This is a genomic window from Undibacterium sp. Di27W, assembly GCF_049340345.1.
In the GTDB taxonomy this organism is placed as follows: Bacteria; Pseudomonadota; Gammaproteobacteria; order Burkholderiales; family Burkholderiaceae_D; genus Undibacterium.
This window is the reverse complement of sequence record NZ_JBMPOS010000003.1, coordinates 302,667-321,572: the sequence shown is the minus strand read 5'-3', so window position 1 is coordinate 321,572 and position 18,906 is coordinate 302,667. Positions and strand designations below refer to the sequence as shown.

The following is an 18,906-nucleotide window of genomic DNA, read 5'->3' as shown; positions in this document are numbered from 1 at the left end:
CCATGGAAGCAATGAAGCTGAATCAAACTCGGCTGTCGGGCTAGTTCCGGTGGCACGCGAGTTTTTTCATACATCGTTAATAAAAATTTCACATTAATCAAATTAACATTTTGGAGTCTGTTGCATGGCCTTAAACACAGTTGGTTTTTACAATCCTTCGTATGTCTTTGCAGATCTGAGCACTTTCGGCGGCGACTATAGCTATGTCAGTGCCATCAATAACTCAGGCCAGATGATAGGCAGCGATACAAAAAATGAAGGGGCTGGCGCTCGCCATTCAATCACGCAAACTACCTATGCCGTGATTTGGGATAATTCCTATTACGTCCCAAAAACCACGCTGCTCTCAGATGTCAACAGCCATGCCTACGGCATTAACGACCAGGCTATTGTCGTTGGCTCCTCAGTAATGGACGTCGATGGCCATTCCCAGATCATAGCTACTACCTGGAAAAATGGTGAGGCGCATTATCTGGCATCTCTCAGCAATGGTCAGTACAAGAGCATTGCCAAGGCGATTAATGAACAGGGCGTCATTGTGGGTGAAAGTTTTACCGGCGATACGTGGCAAGATCACCATGCTTCCATGTGGACTGACACAGGTGTCATCGATCTGGGCACGCTGGGTGGCAAGGACAGTGAGGCACTTGCCATCAATAATAGTGGTGTGGTGGTAGGCCGTGCTTCAGGCGCAGCAGCGGAAGACTACATACATCCAGTCATGTGGAAAGATGGTAAAATTATCAACTTATCTCCTGCACATCACGGCACAGCTAGCAGTATCAATGATAATGGCGTGATTGCAGGGAGTATATTTGACGATGAAATGGATGCTCACCCTACCTTGTGGATCAATCAAAAAGAAATAGCAATGCAAAGTTCTGCTGGATCTTATTGCTATGCCAGCGCCATCAATAACAAGAATCAGGTAGTCGGTTCAGAAATTGCCGCCAATGGCCAATTCAATGCCTTGCTGTGGAATACGCTGGATAGCGCCCCTATAGACTTGAATCAATACCTTGACCAGTCCCAGCGCGATGCTGGCTGGAGGCTGACGAATGCCACCGATATCAATGAGCAGGGCTGGATAGTGGGTATGGCCAGGAATATCAACACTTATGACTCTCATGCCTTTTTACTGACTGCGCAAGGTATTACAGGATTGCAAGGCGCTGCACCAGTACAGGCAACAGTAGTTGCCGCTGCAACTGAGGTCCAGCATGAGGCAAGTGCAGATATATGGTCTGGCATGTATTAAATTAGCGACTTCAATAATATATTGACAAGAAAACCGCCTTCGATTCATGGAGGTGGTTTTCTTTTTTTTACTCTGAGCCTCTCATTTGAGCAGGGTACAAATCAAAATTCCCCTCCACTAAGCCTAGTCTGCCTTCGCTGTCAAGACTGGCGCAAAGCCGCAAATTGCGTATCATCTGCGCCTTGATTGCTTTTTTTATTGTCTGGATTCTGGATTTATGTTGCCTTCGATTGAACAAAGACTCGCCGTAGAGCTGGCTGCCAAGCCGGTTCAGGTTGCCGCTGCTGTTGCCTTGCTGGACGAAGGTGCAACCGTCCCGTTTATCGCCCGTTACCGTAAAGAAGTCACTGGTGGCCTGGATGATATACAGTTGCGCCTACTGGAAGAGCGCCTGCGCTACCTGCGCGAACTGGAAGACCGCCGCGCCGCCATCATCGCCTCGATAGATGAACAGGGCAAGATGACCCCAGTACTGCTGGACGCCATCACCCATGCCGAAGACAAGACCCGTCTGGAAGATTTGTACCTGCCGTACAAACCCAAGCGCCGTACCAAGGCCCAGATCGCCGTTGAAGCAGGTTTGCTGCCGCTGGCCGATGCCTTGCTGGCCGACCCCATGCTGAACCCGGATACCGAAGCTGCGAATTACCTGAAACCAGCCTTCACCACTGACAATGGCGACAACCCAGGTGTGGCAGATGCGAAAGCCGCCCTCGATGGTGCGCGCCAGATCCTGATGGAACGCTTTGCCGAAGATGCGACCCTGTTGCAAGCCCTGCGTGAATACCTGAATGACCACGGCATCGTAGAATCCAAGGTCGTTGCTGGCAAAGAAGAAGCCGGTGAAAAATTTGCCGATTATTTCGACTATTCAGAAACCCTGGGCACTATCCCTTCCCACCGCGCCCTGGCCCTGTTCCGTGGCCGCCGTGAAGAAATGCTGACCGTGACCCTGCGTCTCGACAGTGAAGAAGAAAAACCAAAATGGGATGCGCCGCTGAACCCCTGCGAAAGCCGCATCGCTGCCCGCTTTGGCGTCAGCCAGAAAGACCGCCCTGCCGACAAATGGCTGGTGGATACTGTGCGCTGGGCCTGGCGCGTCAAAGTTTTCATGCATCTCGATACTGAGTTGATGGGCAAGCTGCGCGAAACCGCAGAAGTCGAAGCCATCAATGTTTTTGCCCGTAACCTGAAAGCCCTGCTGCTGGCCGCCCCCGCTGGTCCACGCGCCACCATGGGTCTTGATCCTGGTCTGCGTACCGGCGTCAAGGTAGCGATCGTGGATGCAACTGGCAAGGTGGTTGAATATGCGACCATTTACCCGCATCAGCCCCGCAATGACTGGGATGGTTCCCTGCATGTATTGGCCCAACTGGCGGCCAAGCATAATGTCTCGCTGATCTCTATCGGCAACGGCACGGCTTCGCGCGAAACCGACAAGCTGGCAGGCGATTTGATCAAGCTCAAGCCTGAACTCAAGCTGACCAAGATCGTCGTTTCTGAAGCTGGCGCATCGGTGTATTCTGCTTCTGAATTTGCTTCCAAAGAATTGCCTGACCTGGATGTCTCCATCCGCGGTGCGGTATCGATCGCACGCCGCCTGCAAGACCCGCTGGCTGAGCTGGTGAAGATTGATCCTAAATCCATAGGCGTAGGTCAGTACCAGCATGATGTCAGCCAGTCACAACTGGCGCGCTCACTCGATGCCGTGGTTGAAGATTGCGTGAATGCTGTTGGTGTCGATGTGAATACCGCTTCTGCACCTTTGCTGGCACGTGTATCTGGCCTGTCGTCCAGTGTAGCGCAAAGCATCGTTAATTTCCGCGATGCCAAGGGCATGTTTAATTCGCGTTCAGACCTGCGTGCAGTACCGCGTCTGGGCGACAAGACTTTCGAGCAGGCAGCTGGTTTCCTGCGCATCATGAATGGCACAAACCCGCTCGATGCATCCGCAGTCCACCCTGAATCTTATCCGCTGGTAGAAAAAATCCTGGCTGATATCAAGAAGGATGTGAAGGGCGTCATCGGTGATTCTGGTTTGTTGAAATCCCTGAACCCAGCCAAATACGCCGATGAAAAATTTGGTGTGCCGACCATTACCGACATCATCGGTGAACTGGAAAAACCAGGCCGTGACCCCCGTCCAGAATTCACTACAGCGACCTTCAAGGATGGTGTAGAAGAAATCAAGGACTTGCGCCCTGACATGATTTTGGAAGGCGTAGTCACCAACGTTGCCGCCTTTGGCGCTTTCGTTGATATAGGTGTGCATCAGGATGGGCTGGTACATATCTCTGCCTTGTCCAACACCTTCGTCAAGGACCCACATACCGTCGTCAAGGCTGGCCAGGTCGTCAAGGTGAAAGTGCTGGAAGTTGATGTCAAACGCCAGCGTATCGCCCTGACCATGCGCCTGACGGACGCTGCGCCGGTAGCTGGCAGCAAGCCAGAACAGCGTGGCGACCGCAATGATGCCAAACGCCTCAATCAACACCGCTCACAAGCCCAGGCGCCGGCACCTGCTGGTAATGCCATGGCAGCAGCGTTTGCGAAATTGCGTGGATAAGTAAGAAATAAGCAATAAGTAAGTAATAACTAAGCAATAAGCAAGTAATAAAGTTGCTGATCAGACTGTCCCAAATTGTGACAGTCTGATCAGTGTTGCGAAATAATGTGACACCTGAATTTTTTATTTTTCTCGCTTTTCAGCAAATCCATCACCAGCGTCAGCAGTACCACCGCTTCTGTATCTTCCCCATCTCTCATCTGCATCCCTTATATTTCCCTTCAGGAAAATATTTCAAACATGGCACGCCGTTTGCCTTATTAGCTCCGTGTCGCATCCCATGCGCACCAACTAATAAATAACGGAGACCATCATCATGAACCTGGCCGACATCAGCAAACTGGGCATCAGCAATCCTTACGCCAAACGTTATAACAACTATATAGGCGGAAAATTTGTAGAACCTGTCAAAGGCGAATATTTCGAGAACATCAGTCCCGTGATTGGCCAGGCCTTCTGCGAAATCGCACGTTCAACGGCGGAAGATGTGGAACTGGCACTGGATGCTGCCCATGCCGCAAAAGTAGCCTGGGGCAAGACCTCGCCAGCAGAACGCGCCAACATACTCAACAAGATCGCTGACCGCATGGAAGCCAACCTGAGCCTGCTGGCGACAGCAGAGACCCTGGACAATGGCAAACCCATACGCGAAACCATGGCCGCAGATATTCCGCTGGCTATCGATCACTTCCGTTATTTTGCTGGCTGCATACGTGCGCAGGAAGGTTCAGTTTCCCAGATCGATGACCAGACCTATGCCTATCACTTCCATGAGCCACTGGGCGTGGTCGGCCAGATCATCCCCTGGAATTTCCCTATCCTGATGGCGGTCTGGAAAATGGCTCCCGCCCTGGCCGCAGGTAATTGCATCGTCATGAAACCGGCAGAACAGACACCCGCCTCCATCATGGTACTGGTTGATTTGATCAAGGACCTGTTACCGCCTGGTGTCTTCAATGTCGTCAATGGTTTTGGCCTGGAGGCGGGCAAACCACTGGCATCGAGCAAGCGCATCGCCAAAATAGCCTTTACCGGTGAAACCGGCACTGGCCGTCTGATCATGCAATATGCTTCGCAAAACCTGATCCCTGTGACTCTGGAACTGGGTGGCAAATCACCGAATATCTTCTTTGCCGATGTCATGGAAAAAGATGATGCCTTCTTCGATAAATGCCTGGAAGGCTTTGCCATGTTCGCGCTGAACCAGGGTGAAGTCTGCACCTGCCCTTCACGCGTGCTGATACAGGAATCCATCTACGACCAGTTCATGGCCAGGGCTATCAAGCGTGTTGCCGCCATCAAACAGGGCAATCCTTTTGACAGCGCCACCATGATAGGTGCGCAGGCTTCGCAGGAACAACTGGAAAAAATCCTGTCTTATCTGGACATAGGCAAACAGGAGGGTGCGCAACTTTTGATAGGCGGCGAAAGGAATGTATTGGAAGGTGAGCTGGCCCAGGGCTATTACATCAAGCCTACCATCTTCCAGGGGCACAACAAGATGCGTATCTTCCAGGAAGAAATTTTTGGCCCTGTAGTATCGGTCACGACCTTCAAGGATGAAGAAGAAGCGATAGCGATCGCCAACGATACCCTGTATGGCTTGGGCGCTGGCTTGTGGACACGCGACGGCTCCCGCGCCTTCCGCATTGGTCGTGCCATAGAAGCGGGCCGTGTCTGGACCAATTGCTACCACCTCTACCCTGCCCATGCGGCATTTGGGGGCTACAAGCAATCCGGCATAGGCCGTGAAAACCACAAGATGATGCTGGATCACTATCAGCAAACCAAGAACTTGCTGGTCAGCTATAACCCGAATGCCATGGGTTTCTTTTAATCTCGATCAGATGCTCAGTCAGATGTCCAGTCAGATGTGAAGAAGGCGGCCCGCGAGCCGCCTTTCTTTTTTATGCCGACACCAGCCTCAGGATTTCTGTTGGTACTGTGCAAAAAAACATGCAGAAATCTTTTTATACCCTTGCTCATTCGGGTGACCATCTATCCTCATGAAATCAGATATCGCCAGCGGGCAAGTCGTATAATTGACTTGCTGGCGTTTCAGCCTGTCTTCGACATAAATGCTATCGGCATTCTTGCGGCCAAACAAACCCGTTTCATCGCGCTGGGTCAGCAGTATGAGTTTTAATTGGGGATATTTCTGTTTCAAGGCCCCCAGGGCCTTGAAATTAAGATCAAAAAGTTCCTGTTCATCAACAAGTGCTGCATTCGGTTTTTTTAAGAAGCCTGCATACTTCGAGATGACATTATAGGAAAATGAAAAGTACCTGAGGCTCTCGGATATATCCTGTCTGGTCAACCTGTCGTTGACATTGAATCTGTCAGCACCCAGCTTTACGATGTCAGCATCAGTGCTCGTCTCATCTACCGGCCACCAATAGTCTGTACGCAAATTGCAATTGCCATGATCCATGCATGGCTCGGATGCTTTCCAGAATGTGGGGATGGGACGACGCTTGAAGTCATTGCTGATGGCGATCACCATGACATTCTTGATCTCGGTCTGGGTTTCCAGCCAGTCAGACAAGTACTTGAAGCTTTGTATGCCCATGCCTTGCAAGCCGCCATTGACGATCTTGGTCGTGACATTTGCCTGCTGTAATTTATCCTTGCTGAGCCAGGGGCAGCCGCCTTGGCCTTCAGTGAAGGAATCACCCAGCACCAGCAAATCTATTTTGTCACCTGCCTTGACATTGGTATCGACCAGGCCAAAGTGATTGGTTTCAAAAGTGCATTTGTATTCCAGCCAGTTGATGCCCGGGGAAAAGTGGTAGGTGGCCGCACTGATGACTTTGGAGTTGGGCTGATAAGTCCACAGACCTTCATCACCTATGGTGCGGGTAGAGTTTTTACTCAGGAATAACTGGCGGTTATTCCAGAAATACTCACTGGGTTTGATAAAAATACCCAGCACTTCAAACAGGGAAACAGTCAGCAGCAATGTAAGAAAAATTGACTTAATCCAGCTCATACTTACCTTTATAGTCTAGCAATAAGGCTGGATTTTGCAGCTCTTTCTTCAGTACGCAGTTACCCACGACCAGTACCTCTATCTCTGTCCCCATGAAACAATGGAAGGCATCTTCTGGCGTGCAGACTATCGGTTCTCCACGCACATTGAATGACGTATTCACCAGTACCGGGCAGCCAGTTTTTGCCTTGAATGCCGAAATCAGTCTATGGTAACGCGGGTTGGTTTCCTGGTGCACGGTTTGTATGCGCGCAGAATAATCGACGTGGGTCACCGCCGGGATTTCTGATCTGGGCACATTCAGCTTATCTATGCCGAACAGTGATTTTGCACTTTCAGGCATGACGAGCTGCTTGTCCTTGGCGACTTCTGCCACCATCAGCATATACGGGCTGTCGGCGTCTATCTGGAACCAATCACTCACATCTTCACTCAGGACACTGGGCGCAAACGGGCGGAATGATTCGCGGTATTTGACTTTCAGGTTGAGTTGCTTTTGTACGGTCGGTGAGCGTGGGTCAGCAATGATGGAACGGCCACCCAAGGCCCTGGGGCCAAATTCCATGCGCCCCTGGTGCCAGCCCACGGCCTTGCCATCCGCCAGCGCTTGCGCCGTGACTTCAAATAATTCATCGTCGCTTAACAAATCAAACACGGCACCTGCCTTGCTGAGGCGATTGACCGTATCTTCGCTGGTATATTCAGGACCGAGATAAGCGCCCTTCATGCCATCCGTAGCGGCGACTTTTCTCTCTTGCTGCAACATCATATGCGAGACTGCCAGGGCCGCACCGATGGCGCCACCAGAGTCGCCAGAAGCAGGCTGCACCCAGATATGATCAAATACCTTCAAACCCAGCAACTTGCCATTGGCGACGCAATTCAGGGCAACGCCGCCAGCCAGACATAAGTTTTTCAAACCGGTTTCTTTGCGTATGCCTTGCGCGAGCTTGATGACGACTTCTTCGGTAATGGCCTGGACTGAGGCCGCCAGGTCCATCTCTCTTTGCGTCAGTGCATCGCCTTCTTTTCTGGGTGGGCCACCAAAAAGCTGGTCGAACTTTTTGTTAGTCATGCGCAAGTCTGTGCAATAACTAAAGTAATCCATATTGAGATGGAAGGAGCCGTCGTCCCTGATCTCTATCAAATGTTCTTTAATTAAATCTACATATTTGGGTTCGCCATAAGGTGCCAGGCCCATGACCTTGTATTCACCCGAGTTGACTTTAAAACCTGTGTAGTAAGTGAAGGCTGAATACAATAAACCCAGGGAATGCGGGAATTTGATTTCTTTATGGACTTGCAACTGATTGCCCTTGCCTATGGCCAGGGAGGTGGTCGTCCATTCACCCACACCATCCATGGTCAGTACCGCTGCTTCTTCAAACGGCGAAGGAAAAAAAGCCGACGCAGCATGGCTGAGATGGTGCTCGGAAAACAAGAGCTTGGCCGCCCAGTCGACCTCCTTGCCCAGATGTTCAGAGAGTTCATCTATGATCATCTTCTTCTGGAAAAGCTTGTCCTTCAACCAGACTGGCAGCGAGGTCAAAAAGCTTTGGAAGCCGCGCGGTGCGAACGCCAGATAGGTTTCAAACAAGCGTTCAAATTTAAGAAAAGGCTTGTCATAGAAGACCACATAATCGATATCGCTGATCTGTAGATTTGCCTGACTCAAACAATACTTGATCGCCTGCACCGGAAAACTTGCGCAATGCTTTTTGCGGTTAAAACGCTCTTCCTGGCCTGCGGCAACGATCTCGCCAGACATAACCAGACAGGCAGCAGCATCATGGTAATACGCAGATATGCCAAGGATATTCATTAATTAAAACAGTGTATAGATGAATGGAGCGATGACAGATCCCTGAGCAAAAATCAGCAGAACCCCTATCAACACGCAAACGATAATAATGGGGGCCAGCCATAGTTTTTTGCGCATGCGCAAGAAAGCCAGCATTTCTTTAAGAAAGGAAATCACGCAAACCTCAAAATTGATTTTTAAATGAGTCAGATGCCGGACCAGACGGGTCACGCACTATCCAGTAGCTGCTACGTTTGTCTGACCGCATGCGCAACTCATCGCGCTTGAACAGGCGCATGACGATAGCGATGGGAGTCAGCAAGACAAAGAAGATCAGGCCCAGGAATAGCGGGTTGATGATGCGTCCCATGGTTTGCCCCAGCCAATACCAGGCCTTGTTCAAAGGAGCCAGCTTGCCAGGTGCGACCAGGGTAAACATCGCAAACAAGGCACTACCCGCTACGCAAGAGATCAGGGCTGCCTGCTTCCATGCATGGAAATAGCCATAGATAGCCAGCGCCAGCAAGACAGCCGTAAACAGCATCCCGAAACTTCGCTCTGATGGCAAGCTGCCAGGTTGATTATTGTCCATTTTCTCTTTCACTGAGATTCAAGTCTTGGCCAGGGATGCCGCATTGTTCCTGGGGCTCCAGCCAGGTGGCATGAAGGGATACAGGATACGATCCTGCCAATTGTCGGCCTGCCACATATCCCTGGCCAGTAAATACAGGTCACCAAAATGCGCATCAAGGAAACTGGTGGAATTGACGGGCCTGACCAGACCGTAGTTTATCTTGGTTCCGTCCGGCACGTCTCTATAGGTGCCAAACACACGATCCCAGACAGGCAGGGTATTGCAATAATTGGTATCGATAAATTCTGCATCACTGGAATGATGTATGCGGTGATGCACAGGCATCAGGAACAGGGTGTCGAGAAGACGCCAGCCTGTCTTGCCGGATTTCCACAAACGTTCTTCCACATGGATCAGGCCACCCCAGGAAAAATCGATCGCCATGCAAAACAGCAGCAAATGGATGTCCAGGCCCAGCAGTGTACCTATGGATACCCTGACCAGCTGTGCATACATGCCCTGCACCAGGGTATTGGAGTAAATCAGTATCAGGCTCATATGCTCAGGGGCATGATGAGGGGCGTGAAAACACCACAGGAACCTGACTTTATGACTGGTGTAGTGGAAGATGAAATGACTGAATTCCCACACCAACAAGGCAAGGGCAAAGGCCCACCAGGTATGCGGGAGCTGGAAAAAAGCATAGGGACTTAATAGCTTGATACACCAGCTGCCTATGTCCAGGCTGATGACGAGCCCCAGCAGGCGATTGAAGATATGTATCATCGCTGGTACCTTGACGATACCAAACACTTGTTTTTTGCTCTGGAGTAAAACCAGCAAGACGACTTCTATCACCAAAAAGATGGGGAGCAGCGGGGGGAGCAGCAAATTAAGCTGTGCGACGATGTCCAGCCAGCCAAATGCTTCATACCAAGGCGTATGCGCCTGCTGACTTTGTTGCAAAAAGTCTAAAATTGCTTTCAGATGCAAGAAGTCAAGGAATGAGTCAAAAAGGAACATAAACCAGCCGAAATTGGGCATTTTGCCATAAACCAATGAATCATCAAAGCAGCAATTCCGGATAGCAGCGGGCCGTCTGGAACTTCTGTAGAGTCTGACTGGAAATAATGCCTGCTCACAAAAGCCCGGCATGCAAAAAAGGCATAGACTTCAGATAAGTAGACCTCCGGCTATATTCAGGCCATGGCATGACTTGTGCATGGCAGATCATGCGCAAGTCTTTTGTTATTCCCTACTTCTTTATTCCCTGCGTCTTTATTCCCTACTTATTGCATGAGGAATGTAAAATGAGCAATACACCTGCCCGTGTCACAGCCACCCCTGCAGCGCTGGAATTCATCAGTACGCTACAGGCCAAATACGGCCCCTTATTGTTTTTCCAGTCTGGCGGTTGCTGTGATGGCAGCTCACCTCTGTGTTATGCCAGGGATGAATATGGCATAGGCGATGCCGACGTCTATCTCGGTGATCTGGCTGGTACACCTTTTTACATGGGTAGCGAGCAGTTTGAATACTGGCGACACACGCAGTTGATCATCGATGTCGTGAATGGCATGGGTGGTATGTTTTCGCTGGACAATGGCACAGGCCGGCGCTTTTTGACACGCTCACGCCTGTTCACGGATGAAGAAAATGACTTGCTGGGCAGTGCCGTATTGCACGGCCCGCAATACCCACAATAGTTTCAGCCGTTTTTCCAGCTGGCCTGCTTGCGGTAAATTGTATTACGCGATACTCCCAGTGCCCTGGCAGCAGCCGTGACATTACCCCCATGCTGCTGCAAGGCCAGTTGTATGGCATCCATTTCCAGCGCATCCAGGCTGGCTGCTTTTGTCGATTTGGGCAAGACCAGCGGTGTTACTGGTAAATCCAGGTCCTCCAGAAAATCCTCTGCCAGATGCTCAAGACGGATTTCCATATCGGCATCCGTCATGACGATGGCGGTGCGCAGCAAATTGGTCAGTTGCCGGAAATTGCCAGGCCAGCCATGCGTATGGAAGACTTGCACGACTTCTGGCGCAAGCCGGTATTGCCTGCCTTCGCTTTCTGTTGCCAGTACCTTGCTGATGACGATATCCAGGTCCGAGCGTTCACGTAGCGGCGGCAAACGCACCACCAGGCCATTCAAACGATAATACAGGTCATCCCGGAATTCGCCTTTGGCAATCATCTCGCGCAAATTGCGATTGGTGGCGCAGATCAGTGCCAGGTTGACGGGTATGGATTTATTGCTGCCCAGCGGTGTCACCATGCGTTCTTGCAAGACCCGCAGCAAACGCGCCTGCATGTTCAGCGGCATGTCGCCAATTTCATCGAGGAATAGCGTGCCGCCATTGGCTTGCAGTATCTTGCCTATATTACCCTTCTTGCGCGCCCCGGTGAAGGCACCATCCTCATAGCCAAATAACTCGGATTCAATCAGGGTCTCGGGTATGGAAGCACAATTGACTGCGACAAAGGGGCTGGATTTGCGTGGCGAATCATTGTGCACGGCCTGGGCCAGCAATTCCTTGCCGGTGCCGGTTTCGCCTGTCACCAGGATGGAAATATCACGCCCCAGGACACGCTGGAGTTTATCGATGGCACGGGCAACTTGCTCATCGCCAGTGTCGAGATAATGCAGACTGGACAGCTTGCTCCTGGCCTCCACCACCTTGGGTTGGCGGGCATTATCCAGCACATGCCTGGCCGCAGTTGAGGGCGGCTTGAGGTTCTGGCTTTTGGCATATACCCGCACACCATTATGCAGGCATAGCGTTAGCAAACCCGGAGTAGCCGTGCGGTAATGCGCATGCAGGGCTGATACCGGCAAGCCAAACAGGGATGAAAAAGTGTGCGCCTGCAAGGCAGACATGGATAAGCCCAGCTGGAACAGGCCACTACGGCTGGCCGACAAAAAGCGGCCCTCGCTGTCAAAGCAGGCGATGCCTTCCATCAGCGTACCCAGGAACTCGGGGCGGCTATGGAAACTGAGCTTGATTGCATCCTGGAAAGAAGAGGCAAATAATTGATTCTCTATCATTTGCGCCGACATGCGCACCAGGGCCATGGTGTGCTTGTGGAAGTTGTGCTGGTCGCCAGTGACATCCAGCACACCGATGACATTACCCATGACATCAAAGATAGGGGCGGCAGAGCAAGTCAAAAAGCTATTGGCCTCCAGGTAATGCTGGTCTGCATGGACAATGGTCGGTGATTTTTCGGCTATCGCCGTGCCTATGGCATTGGTCCCCTTGCTGCTTTCTGACCAGGCTACGCCAGGGCTAAGTGCCACCCTGTCGGCTTTTTCGAGAAAGTCTGCATCCCCCAGGGTGTGGATGATGAGCCCATGCACATCGGTCAGGATGACCATGTTATGGGTATTGACTATCTGCTCATACAGGTTTTCCATGACCGGCAGGGCATGCTGATGCAAGACGCGGTTTTGCGCGAGTAAATCGGCCAGGTCGCTTTTACCCAGTGGGCCATAATCAGGCATGGCAGTACGCGGGATGCCGTAAGCGGCTGAGCGTTCATGAGCTTGTTCTATCTTCATGCGGGCCGATGACACAGTACTTATGCCAGGACCTGGCTTTACTTGCTCTGCAAAAATTCCAGTGTCACTCATGTGCATACGGGTCTCCAGCAAGATGGCATTTGTCTGCTCCAGGCTGTTAATGTAGCACTAATGAAAACTAAAATCGCAGAAGCTTATTACTCAATTTAATAAATTTCCAGGCTTGTCTATTTCCCCTTAGCAATAGACAACCCCGACAACCCAGACAACCCAGGCAACTGCTTCAAATAGCAATTCTTCAAACCCGCATAATCATAATAAAAGCTGCCTGGTGAGATTTGTGCCGCATCGCAGGCTGGCTTGAAATGGCTTTCTTTCTCGTTATAGTACATTTTCACCAACATATGTCCCTGGGCATTACGGTAGGCATCCCACTGTATATTGGCTGCCATGGGTGCCACCAGCTCACCACGCCAGGGATTATTGGCATAGTCATACAGGGTATTGCCTGGCAATTGGCTGGCCATGCCCTTTAGGCCGAGGAGGGATGCCATGGGGATGACGGTTTCTGCATGGGCGAAGCGCAACTTGGCCACATGCGACCGATCCGATTTGGCGACTGCATCAAGTTCATCAAAGAAATCCTTGAGCAAGCTGCCCGCCATGCGATAAGTGACATCGGCATGCTCAGTCATGCCCGGCCCTTTGCCATAAAAGCTTAAACCATCATGGGCAGTGGCAAAAACCCTGGCCTGCCCGGGCATGATGTAGGCCTTGAAGTCAGACTTCAGCTCGGCTTGCATGTCGGCGGCAGCGCTGTATAAATCATATACGGCCAGTGCTGCATCGACTGCGGAATTGATTTCAGTATCGCCATCTCCGCGCAGAGTAGCAGTGAACTTACCATCGCTGCTGGTAAAACTGTAGCTGCCTGTATTGCTGACACGGTATTTGCCCTGCTCGAGTGCCGCGATAAAATCTGGCTTGAACAAGGCTTGCAAGACGACCTGGGCGGCCACGGCCAATTGCGGCTGGCTGAGCACGGCTTCTTCCTTGCTGCGCAGTTCGCTACTCTTGTTATAGCGCTGGTAAGCCTGGCTGGCTTCATAGGTGGCGAACAGGGGGTCACCTGGGTCGCTGACTTTGTCTTGAGTAGCACTGAGTTTGTGGAAATACAGTAAAAAACGATCTGTACCCAGCGGACGTGATTGATGGTCCTGTTCCGCCGCCGGTGCCAGCGAGGGCGGGTAAACGATGAGCTTTTGCAGGCTGGCCTGTTGCCGTATGAGTGACTGCACAAAGAAATAGCCACTGTCCACGGCCCTGTCCTTGCCTGAAGTCAGGACCATGATTTTCCTGGCTAGTGTCGTATCGGCCGTATCTGCCAAACCTGTCGTATCTGCAGCGGCATGGAACAAGGCTGGCAAACGCTGGTACATACGCTCGGCCAGTTGCAAATGCTCATCTATGCCTTGCTGGCTTTCATTGCCATAACCTGGTTTGCTGATACCCTTGATGCCATAGCCCAGCAAGGCATGGGTTTGCATGAGCTGAAAAATATCGGGGCCGAGCTTGCTACCCAGCGCTGTCAGCGCGCCCTCTTTTTGCGCCAATAACCACAGACTATAAAGTGCCAGGTCAGACTTGGGGCCGGTCAAACCACGTGAGCCATGCCTTGCCAGCATTTGCGTGTGTACTGCGCGATAACCAGCCGGCACTGCCTGGTAAGTCGCCAGGCTTTGCTGAGGCAGATAGGGAGTCTTGGTTTGGTAGTAAAGCCCAGCCGCAGTCGCCGTCTCAGTTGCCGCCGCATGATGACTCACACTCAAAATCAGGCCAGCTAGCAGCGTACAGACCGGGATAAAATTAGCTCTCATAGTGCGGGTATTTAGAAATCCATCCTGACATTCACACTGGCCGTGCGCGGCGAACCTACGTTCAAATAATTTTCCTGATAATAAGTCCAATATTTACGGTTGGCGATATTGGAAATATTCGCACGTATGCTGAGCATTTTCCCACCTACCCTGGCACGATAATTCAAACCTGCATCAAACAAACCATAAGAGGACAGGCTGTGGACATTGGCCGCATCCATGGGCAATTCACCCAGGTATTGCGTGCCTGCGTGCAAAGCCAGACCAGGCAATGCTTCTGGACGCCAGGTCAATTGTACCGAGACTTGTTTTCTTGGTGCGCCTACCGCACGTTTGCCAGTGACGGCAGCGGCTGCATCTTTCAAAGTAGCATCCAGCAACATGATACCGCCTTCCAGCGACAGGTTTTTCGCTGCCTGCACTACGCTATTGATTTCCAGTCCCTGGTACAGGGTGCGGCCATCAAGTACAAAATAATTCGCACTATTCGTGTATTGTGCCCCACATTCTATGCGGAACAATGAGGCACTGCCATTCCAGCCGCTTTGTTCAGTCTTCACCCCAAATTCCAGCTGCTTACTTTTCAGCGGCGCAAAAGTCTGGTTGGCATTCGCTGTGGATGCCGGTGCGCTGGCACTTTGTTCCAGTGCTTCTACGTAGCTGCCATAGACCGTGGTATCAGTTGCGGGTTTGTACATCAGCGCCACGGTAGGCGTGGTTTTGTTGACCGGGTAATTCGCCGCTTCAGTATTTTTAACTGTGTAAGCAGTATCCTTGAATTTGGTATAGCGCAAGCCAGCCAGTACTGACCACTCAGCGCTGAGCTTGATGGTATCGCTGGCGAATACGGCATCCTGCCTGGTTTTTTCATCCTGATAAATCCCGCCGCTATAGTTGATGGAGGCGACCGAGATGATGGTAGGTGAATAAAGATTACCCGTGCCCAGATAAGTCTTGGGTGTGACCACGGAGGAAGTCGAAGTCAGCTCCTGTGTCATTGCACCGGCAACCAATTGATGCTGCAAAGAGCCGGTAGCGAACTTCCCTTCCAGTCCCACTTGTACCTGAGAGAATTGATAGGCATGGTATTCCGACGTGACCCTGTCACGGTAATTGCCATTGTCTGCCGTGATGTAATACTGGTCTTTTTTGTAGATGCGGGTGGAATCTGAACCGCGGTAAGACAGATTGGCTGTCCAGCCTGGCGCAAACTGAGAATCCAGGCCCAGAGTCGTCAATTTGTATTCAACATCGCTGCCAGCACCATCGCTATTGAGCCGGGTTGTGCCATCAATAGGCTGCGGCAAGGCGAAAGAAGGGCTGATGACAACATCCGTACCGCCTACGGTTTTACGTTTTTGGTAGATCGCATTCAGGCTCAGCACCAGCTTGTCGTTCAAACGCCAGTCCAGGTTCACGCCAGCAGCATTGCGATTGACTGAACCACTTTCTTCAGCCACACCACCGTCTTCATGCAGTACGTTCAGGCGATAACCAAAGCGCTCATCTTCTCCAAGGCGACCACCAGCATCAATATGCTGTTTGATGGCACCACCTTGCTGGTAACCCAGCGCGGCACTAAAGCTTTTTTCCGTGGTTGGGCGCTTGCTGACATAGTTGATGATGCCACCAGGTGAGCCAAAACCATACATGAAGCCAGATAAACCTTTTAACGCCTCTATGCTTTCAAACATTTCCAGCGGCATTTCTGTACCACGATTGATATTGGCCAGGCCATCGATCTTGTAGCCATTCAAATCATCCAGGCGCAAACCGCGCATTTGTATGGTGGCCGGATGGGTACTGATAGGTGGGCTGATGGCAGTCACTGAGGCATCATATTTCATGACTTCAGAAATACTGGTCGCCAGCCTGTCTTCGATTTCATCGCTGCTGACGGCCTTGGTCGAAAATGGTGTATCCAGTTCCGAGCGGCGACCGAGCACACCAGTGCTGACCCTGTCACTCAATTTTTTCTTTTCTACCGTCGCCTTGATGATCACTTGCGACAAAGGAGCTGCCTCTCCAGCTGACGATTCATTCACAGCTTCGTTTGCAGCAAATACAGCAGGACTGTGAAGAGCAGCGGTACACAGGCCAGCAGCAAGAAGTGCCTGCTGCAATTTACTCATACGCCAGGTGCCAGTAGAAAAATTCGATTGCATAGAAATCTCAAAGAAATAATGAAAAAACAAAACTCAAGCCTGAAAGCAAGATTTTTTGCTTTCACCTGGCAGATGTCTGATTGGAAACTTGTGCTAAAAGTGCTTTTGCAATTAACAAAATCACATGAATTCAGCCCTCAATTGCCATCCTGAAAATCAGGCAATTTGTGCATGCCCCCGAGGAAGCGCAATCATAGGGATGGAATATGACGAGGCAATGACCCTGGGCAAGCGGGAAATGCATGGGAAGCAGGCATTGGCTGCATGGCAAAATCTTGCCTGATTGAACACATTTCTATACTGATGCAGTTAAGCTGGCAGGCACATCAGCAACAATGGCTAGTGCTTTCCTCTATAATGTGAGTATTCGTAATAATTATTGAATTGAGGAAGATAGCCATGAGCGACGTACAAAGCTGGATCAAAGAAACTGTCACTGCAAACCCTGTGGTTTTATTCATGAAGGGTACTGCCCAATTTCCGCAATGTGGCTTTTCTGGCCGTGCGATTCAATTGCTGAAAGCCTGTGGCGTGCAAAACATGGTCACCGTGAATGTGCTGGAAGACCCGGAAGTGCGCCAGGGCGTCAAGGATTTTTCCAACTGGCCTACCGTACCGCAGTTGTATGTCAAAGGTGAATTCATCGGTGGCTCTGACATCATGAATGAAATGTTTGACAACGGTGAATTGCAGACTTTGCTGAAAGGCTAAGCAAGGCATGACTGAAGTCGCTGCCACTAAGCGCCTGATTGTTGCCATCACTGGTGCAACAGGTGCCATCTATGGTGTGCGGCTATTGCAAGTCTTGCGTAATATTTCTGGAGTGGAAAGTCATTTGCTGATTTCTGAAGCAGGGGTACTGAACCTGCACCAGGAAATGGACTTGAAGCGCAAGGATGTAGAAGCCCTGGCCGATGTGGTCCATCATGTGCGTGATGTCGGCGCCAGCATTGCCAGCGGTTCATTTTTGTCAGACGGCATGATCATCGCGCCCTGCTCAATGAAGACCCTGGCCGCAGTCGCACATGGACTATCCGACAATCTCATCACCCGCGCTGCCGATGTGGTCTTGAAGGAGCGCCGCCGCCTGGTTTTGATGGTGCGCGAAACTCCGTTCAACCTGGCGCACTTGCGCAATATGACCGCCGTCACGGAAATGGGCGGCATCATCTTCCCGCCCCTGCCCGGTTTTTACCACCGCCCGCAAAGCATAGAAGAAATGGTCGACCATACGATAGGTCGGGTACTCGATATGTTTGCCTTGCCGCATGAACTGACTCCACGCTGGCAAGGCCTTAAAGACTCTTAATACCTATCCATGATGAGCTGGGTCTTCAGCGAATCTTCTGCCACAAACCATCCACGCGAAATCAGATAAGCCTGCAATTCATCATGCTTGGCAGAAGCTGTTGCTTCACTCGTAGTCTTGAATGAGGCTTCCACGATGTAGTCAATGCCTGTACCCGCCTGGTTCAGGATGGGCCAGACTTCTATGTAGAGCTTCAAGCCACTCCAGGTACCGACTGAGCGCTTGGCCAGGATGGGACCATACTTGCGCGAGCTATCGAGCATGGCGCTGCCCCAGCCGCTATACAGCCAGTTATTCAGCTTGCCAGGGATATTCTTTTTGAGCAGACTGCGGGAGTCACTGCTGGATGGCAAATCCATGCCGCTATAACCGGATTTGCTATCTGTCTTGCTATTCGAAATACTCAGGGTTTTCTTTTGATATCCCCATTCCACCTGGGCTTCATAGTTCTTTTCTGTAGAGTCAAAACCTTCGGCATTGGCTTTGTACAGGGCTTCGCTGATATTGCCATTGTCTATGGCATAGCGCTTCTTATAGGTCAGCTCAAAATCACTTTCACCTTCGGTTTTGCGTATCCGTGCTATCCAGGTATTGTTGTAAATATCCTTGGCATTGGTATCCATGAACAAGACATTCATCTTGGTCACAGATGCAGGCATATTGAAGGTATTAAGAACCGTGCTTTTGAGTTTGTGATCGCTGTCCAGGACTACATTCGGGTTCATTAGCAGCTTCACTTCATAGTCAGGCACCATATTGCTGGCAGCTACCGAATTACCCAAAGGCAGCAGCAAGCTTAGAGCCAGGCTAAAGATTGTGCTACGTACGGCAGATTTCATCATGACAG

At 51.0% G+C, this 18,906-nt stretch carries 15 protein-coding genes; 6 read left to right on the top strand and 9 right to left on the bottom strand.

The features are described from left to right. The first annotated feature begins 124 nt into the window (after positions 1–124). The 3 genes from ACO0LF_RS09185 (at position 125) to adh (ending at position 5,661) form a co-directional block, all read left to right on the top strand. Complete coding sequence (locus tag ACO0LF_RS09185; RefSeq protein WP_423013800.1) at positions 125–1,258, top strand: hypothetical protein; 1,134 nt, start codon at positions 125–127, stop codon at positions 1,256–1,258. A gap of 217 nt (positions 1,259–1,475) precedes the next feature. Then, the gene (locus ACO0LF_RS09180) at positions 1,476–3,824 is read left to right on the top strand and encodes a Tex family protein (protein ID WP_423013799.1); all 2,349 of its coding nucleotides are present in this window, start codon (positions 1,476–1,478) and stop codon (positions 3,822–3,824) included. Positions 3,825–4,140: 316 nt separating this feature from the next. Continuing rightward, a complete protein-coding gene (gene adh / locus ACO0LF_RS09175) occupies positions 4,141–5,661 on the top strand; it encodes an aldehyde dehydrogenase (RefSeq protein ID WP_423013798.1) in 1,521 nt (506 codons plus the stop codon). A gap of 87 nt (positions 5,662–5,748) precedes the next feature. Here adh and ACO0LF_RS09170 read toward each other — a convergent pair whose 3' ends face one another. The 5 genes from ACO0LF_RS09170 to ACO0LF_RS09150 are packed head-to-tail and all read right to left on the bottom strand — an operon-like array spanning position 5,749 to position 10,154. After that, positions 5,749–6,813 carry a hypothetical protein gene (locus tag ACO0LF_RS09170; protein ID WP_423013797.1) on the bottom strand — a complete coding sequence of 355 codons (1,065 nt, stop codon included), beginning with the start codon at positions 6,811–6,813 and terminating at the stop codon, positions 5,749–5,751. Beyond that, positions 6,800–8,635 carry a carbamoyltransferase gene (locus ACO0LF_RS09165; protein ID WP_423013796.1) on the bottom strand — a complete coding sequence of 612 codons (1,836 nt, stop codon included), beginning with the start codon at positions 8,633–8,635 and terminating at the stop codon, positions 6,800–6,802. Before ACO0LF_RS09165 ends, ACO0LF_RS09170 begins: the two co-directional genes overlap by 14 nt. Positions 8,636–8,638: 3 nt before the next feature. Next, positions 8,639–8,791, bottom strand: coding sequence for a DUF5989 family protein (locus ACO0LF_RS09160; RefSeq protein ID WP_423007515.1), 153 nt, complete (start codon positions 8,789–8,791; stop codon positions 8,639–8,641). A 7-nt stretch (positions 8,792–8,798) separates the two neighbouring features. Continuing rightward, entirely contained in the window at positions 8,799–9,206 is a 408-nt protein-coding gene (locus tag ACO0LF_RS09155) for an SxtJ family membrane protein (RefSeq protein ID WP_423013795.1), read from the bottom strand. A gap of 18 nt (positions 9,207–9,224) precedes the next feature. Further along, positions 9,225–10,154, bottom strand: coding sequence for a sterol desaturase family protein (locus tag ACO0LF_RS09150; RefSeq protein WP_423013794.1), 930 nt, complete (start codon positions 10,152–10,154; stop codon positions 9,225–9,227). A 344-nt stretch (positions 10,155–10,498) separates the two neighbouring features. On the opposite strand from ACO0LF_RS09150, the gene ACO0LF_RS09145 reads away from it, so the two are divergent. After that, positions 10,499–10,894, top strand: coding sequence for a DUF779 domain-containing protein (locus ACO0LF_RS09145; protein ID WP_423013793.1), 396 nt, complete (start codon positions 10,499–10,501; stop codon positions 10,892–10,894). Between the two features lie 2 nt (positions 10,895–10,896). On the opposite strand, the gene ACO0LF_RS09140 is transcribed toward ACO0LF_RS09145, so the two are convergent. The 3 genes from ACO0LF_RS09140 to ACO0LF_RS09130 all read right to left on the bottom strand — a co-directional run bounded on the left by ACO0LF_RS09140 (position 10,897) and on the right by ACO0LF_RS09130 (position 16,750). After that, entirely contained in the window at positions 10,897–12,747 is a 1,851-nt protein-coding gene (locus tag ACO0LF_RS09140) for a sigma-54-dependent Fis family transcriptional regulator (protein ID WP_423013897.1), read from the bottom strand. A gap of 188 nt (positions 12,748–12,935) precedes the next feature. Next, complete coding sequence (locus ACO0LF_RS09135; RefSeq protein WP_423013792.1) at positions 12,936–14,585, bottom strand: histidine-type phosphatase; 1,650 nt, start codon at positions 14,583–14,585, stop codon at positions 12,936–12,938. A gap of 11 nt (positions 14,586–14,596) precedes the next feature. Further along, complete coding sequence (locus ACO0LF_RS09130; RefSeq protein WP_423013791.1) at positions 14,597–16,750, bottom strand: TonB-dependent siderophore receptor; 2,154 nt, start codon at positions 16,748–16,750, stop codon at positions 14,597–14,599. 399 nt (positions 16,751–17,149) lie between these two features. Here ACO0LF_RS09130 and grxD point away from each other — a divergent pair, with 399 nt between their 5' ends. Continuing rightward, positions 17,150–17,461 (top strand): Grx4 family monothiol glutaredoxin, encoded by a 312-nt coding sequence (gene grxD / locus ACO0LF_RS09125; protein ID WP_423013790.1) that lies wholly within the window; start codon positions 17,150–17,152, stop codon positions 17,459–17,461. A gap of 7 nt (positions 17,462–17,468) precedes the next feature. After that, on the top strand, positions 17,469–18,059 hold the full coding sequence (locus ACO0LF_RS09120; protein ID WP_423013789.1) for a UbiX family flavin prenyltransferase: 591 nt from the start codon (positions 17,469–17,471) through the stop codon (positions 18,057–18,059). Here the strand turns inward: ACO0LF_RS09120 and ACO0LF_RS09115 are convergent. Further along, positions 18,056–18,901 (bottom strand): hypothetical protein, encoded by an 846-nt coding sequence (locus tag ACO0LF_RS09115; protein WP_423013788.1) that lies wholly within the window; start codon positions 18,899–18,901, stop codon positions 18,056–18,058. The genes ACO0LF_RS09120 and ACO0LF_RS09115 overlap by 4 nt on opposite strands. Between the last annotated feature and the right edge of the window lie 5 nt (positions 18,902–18,906).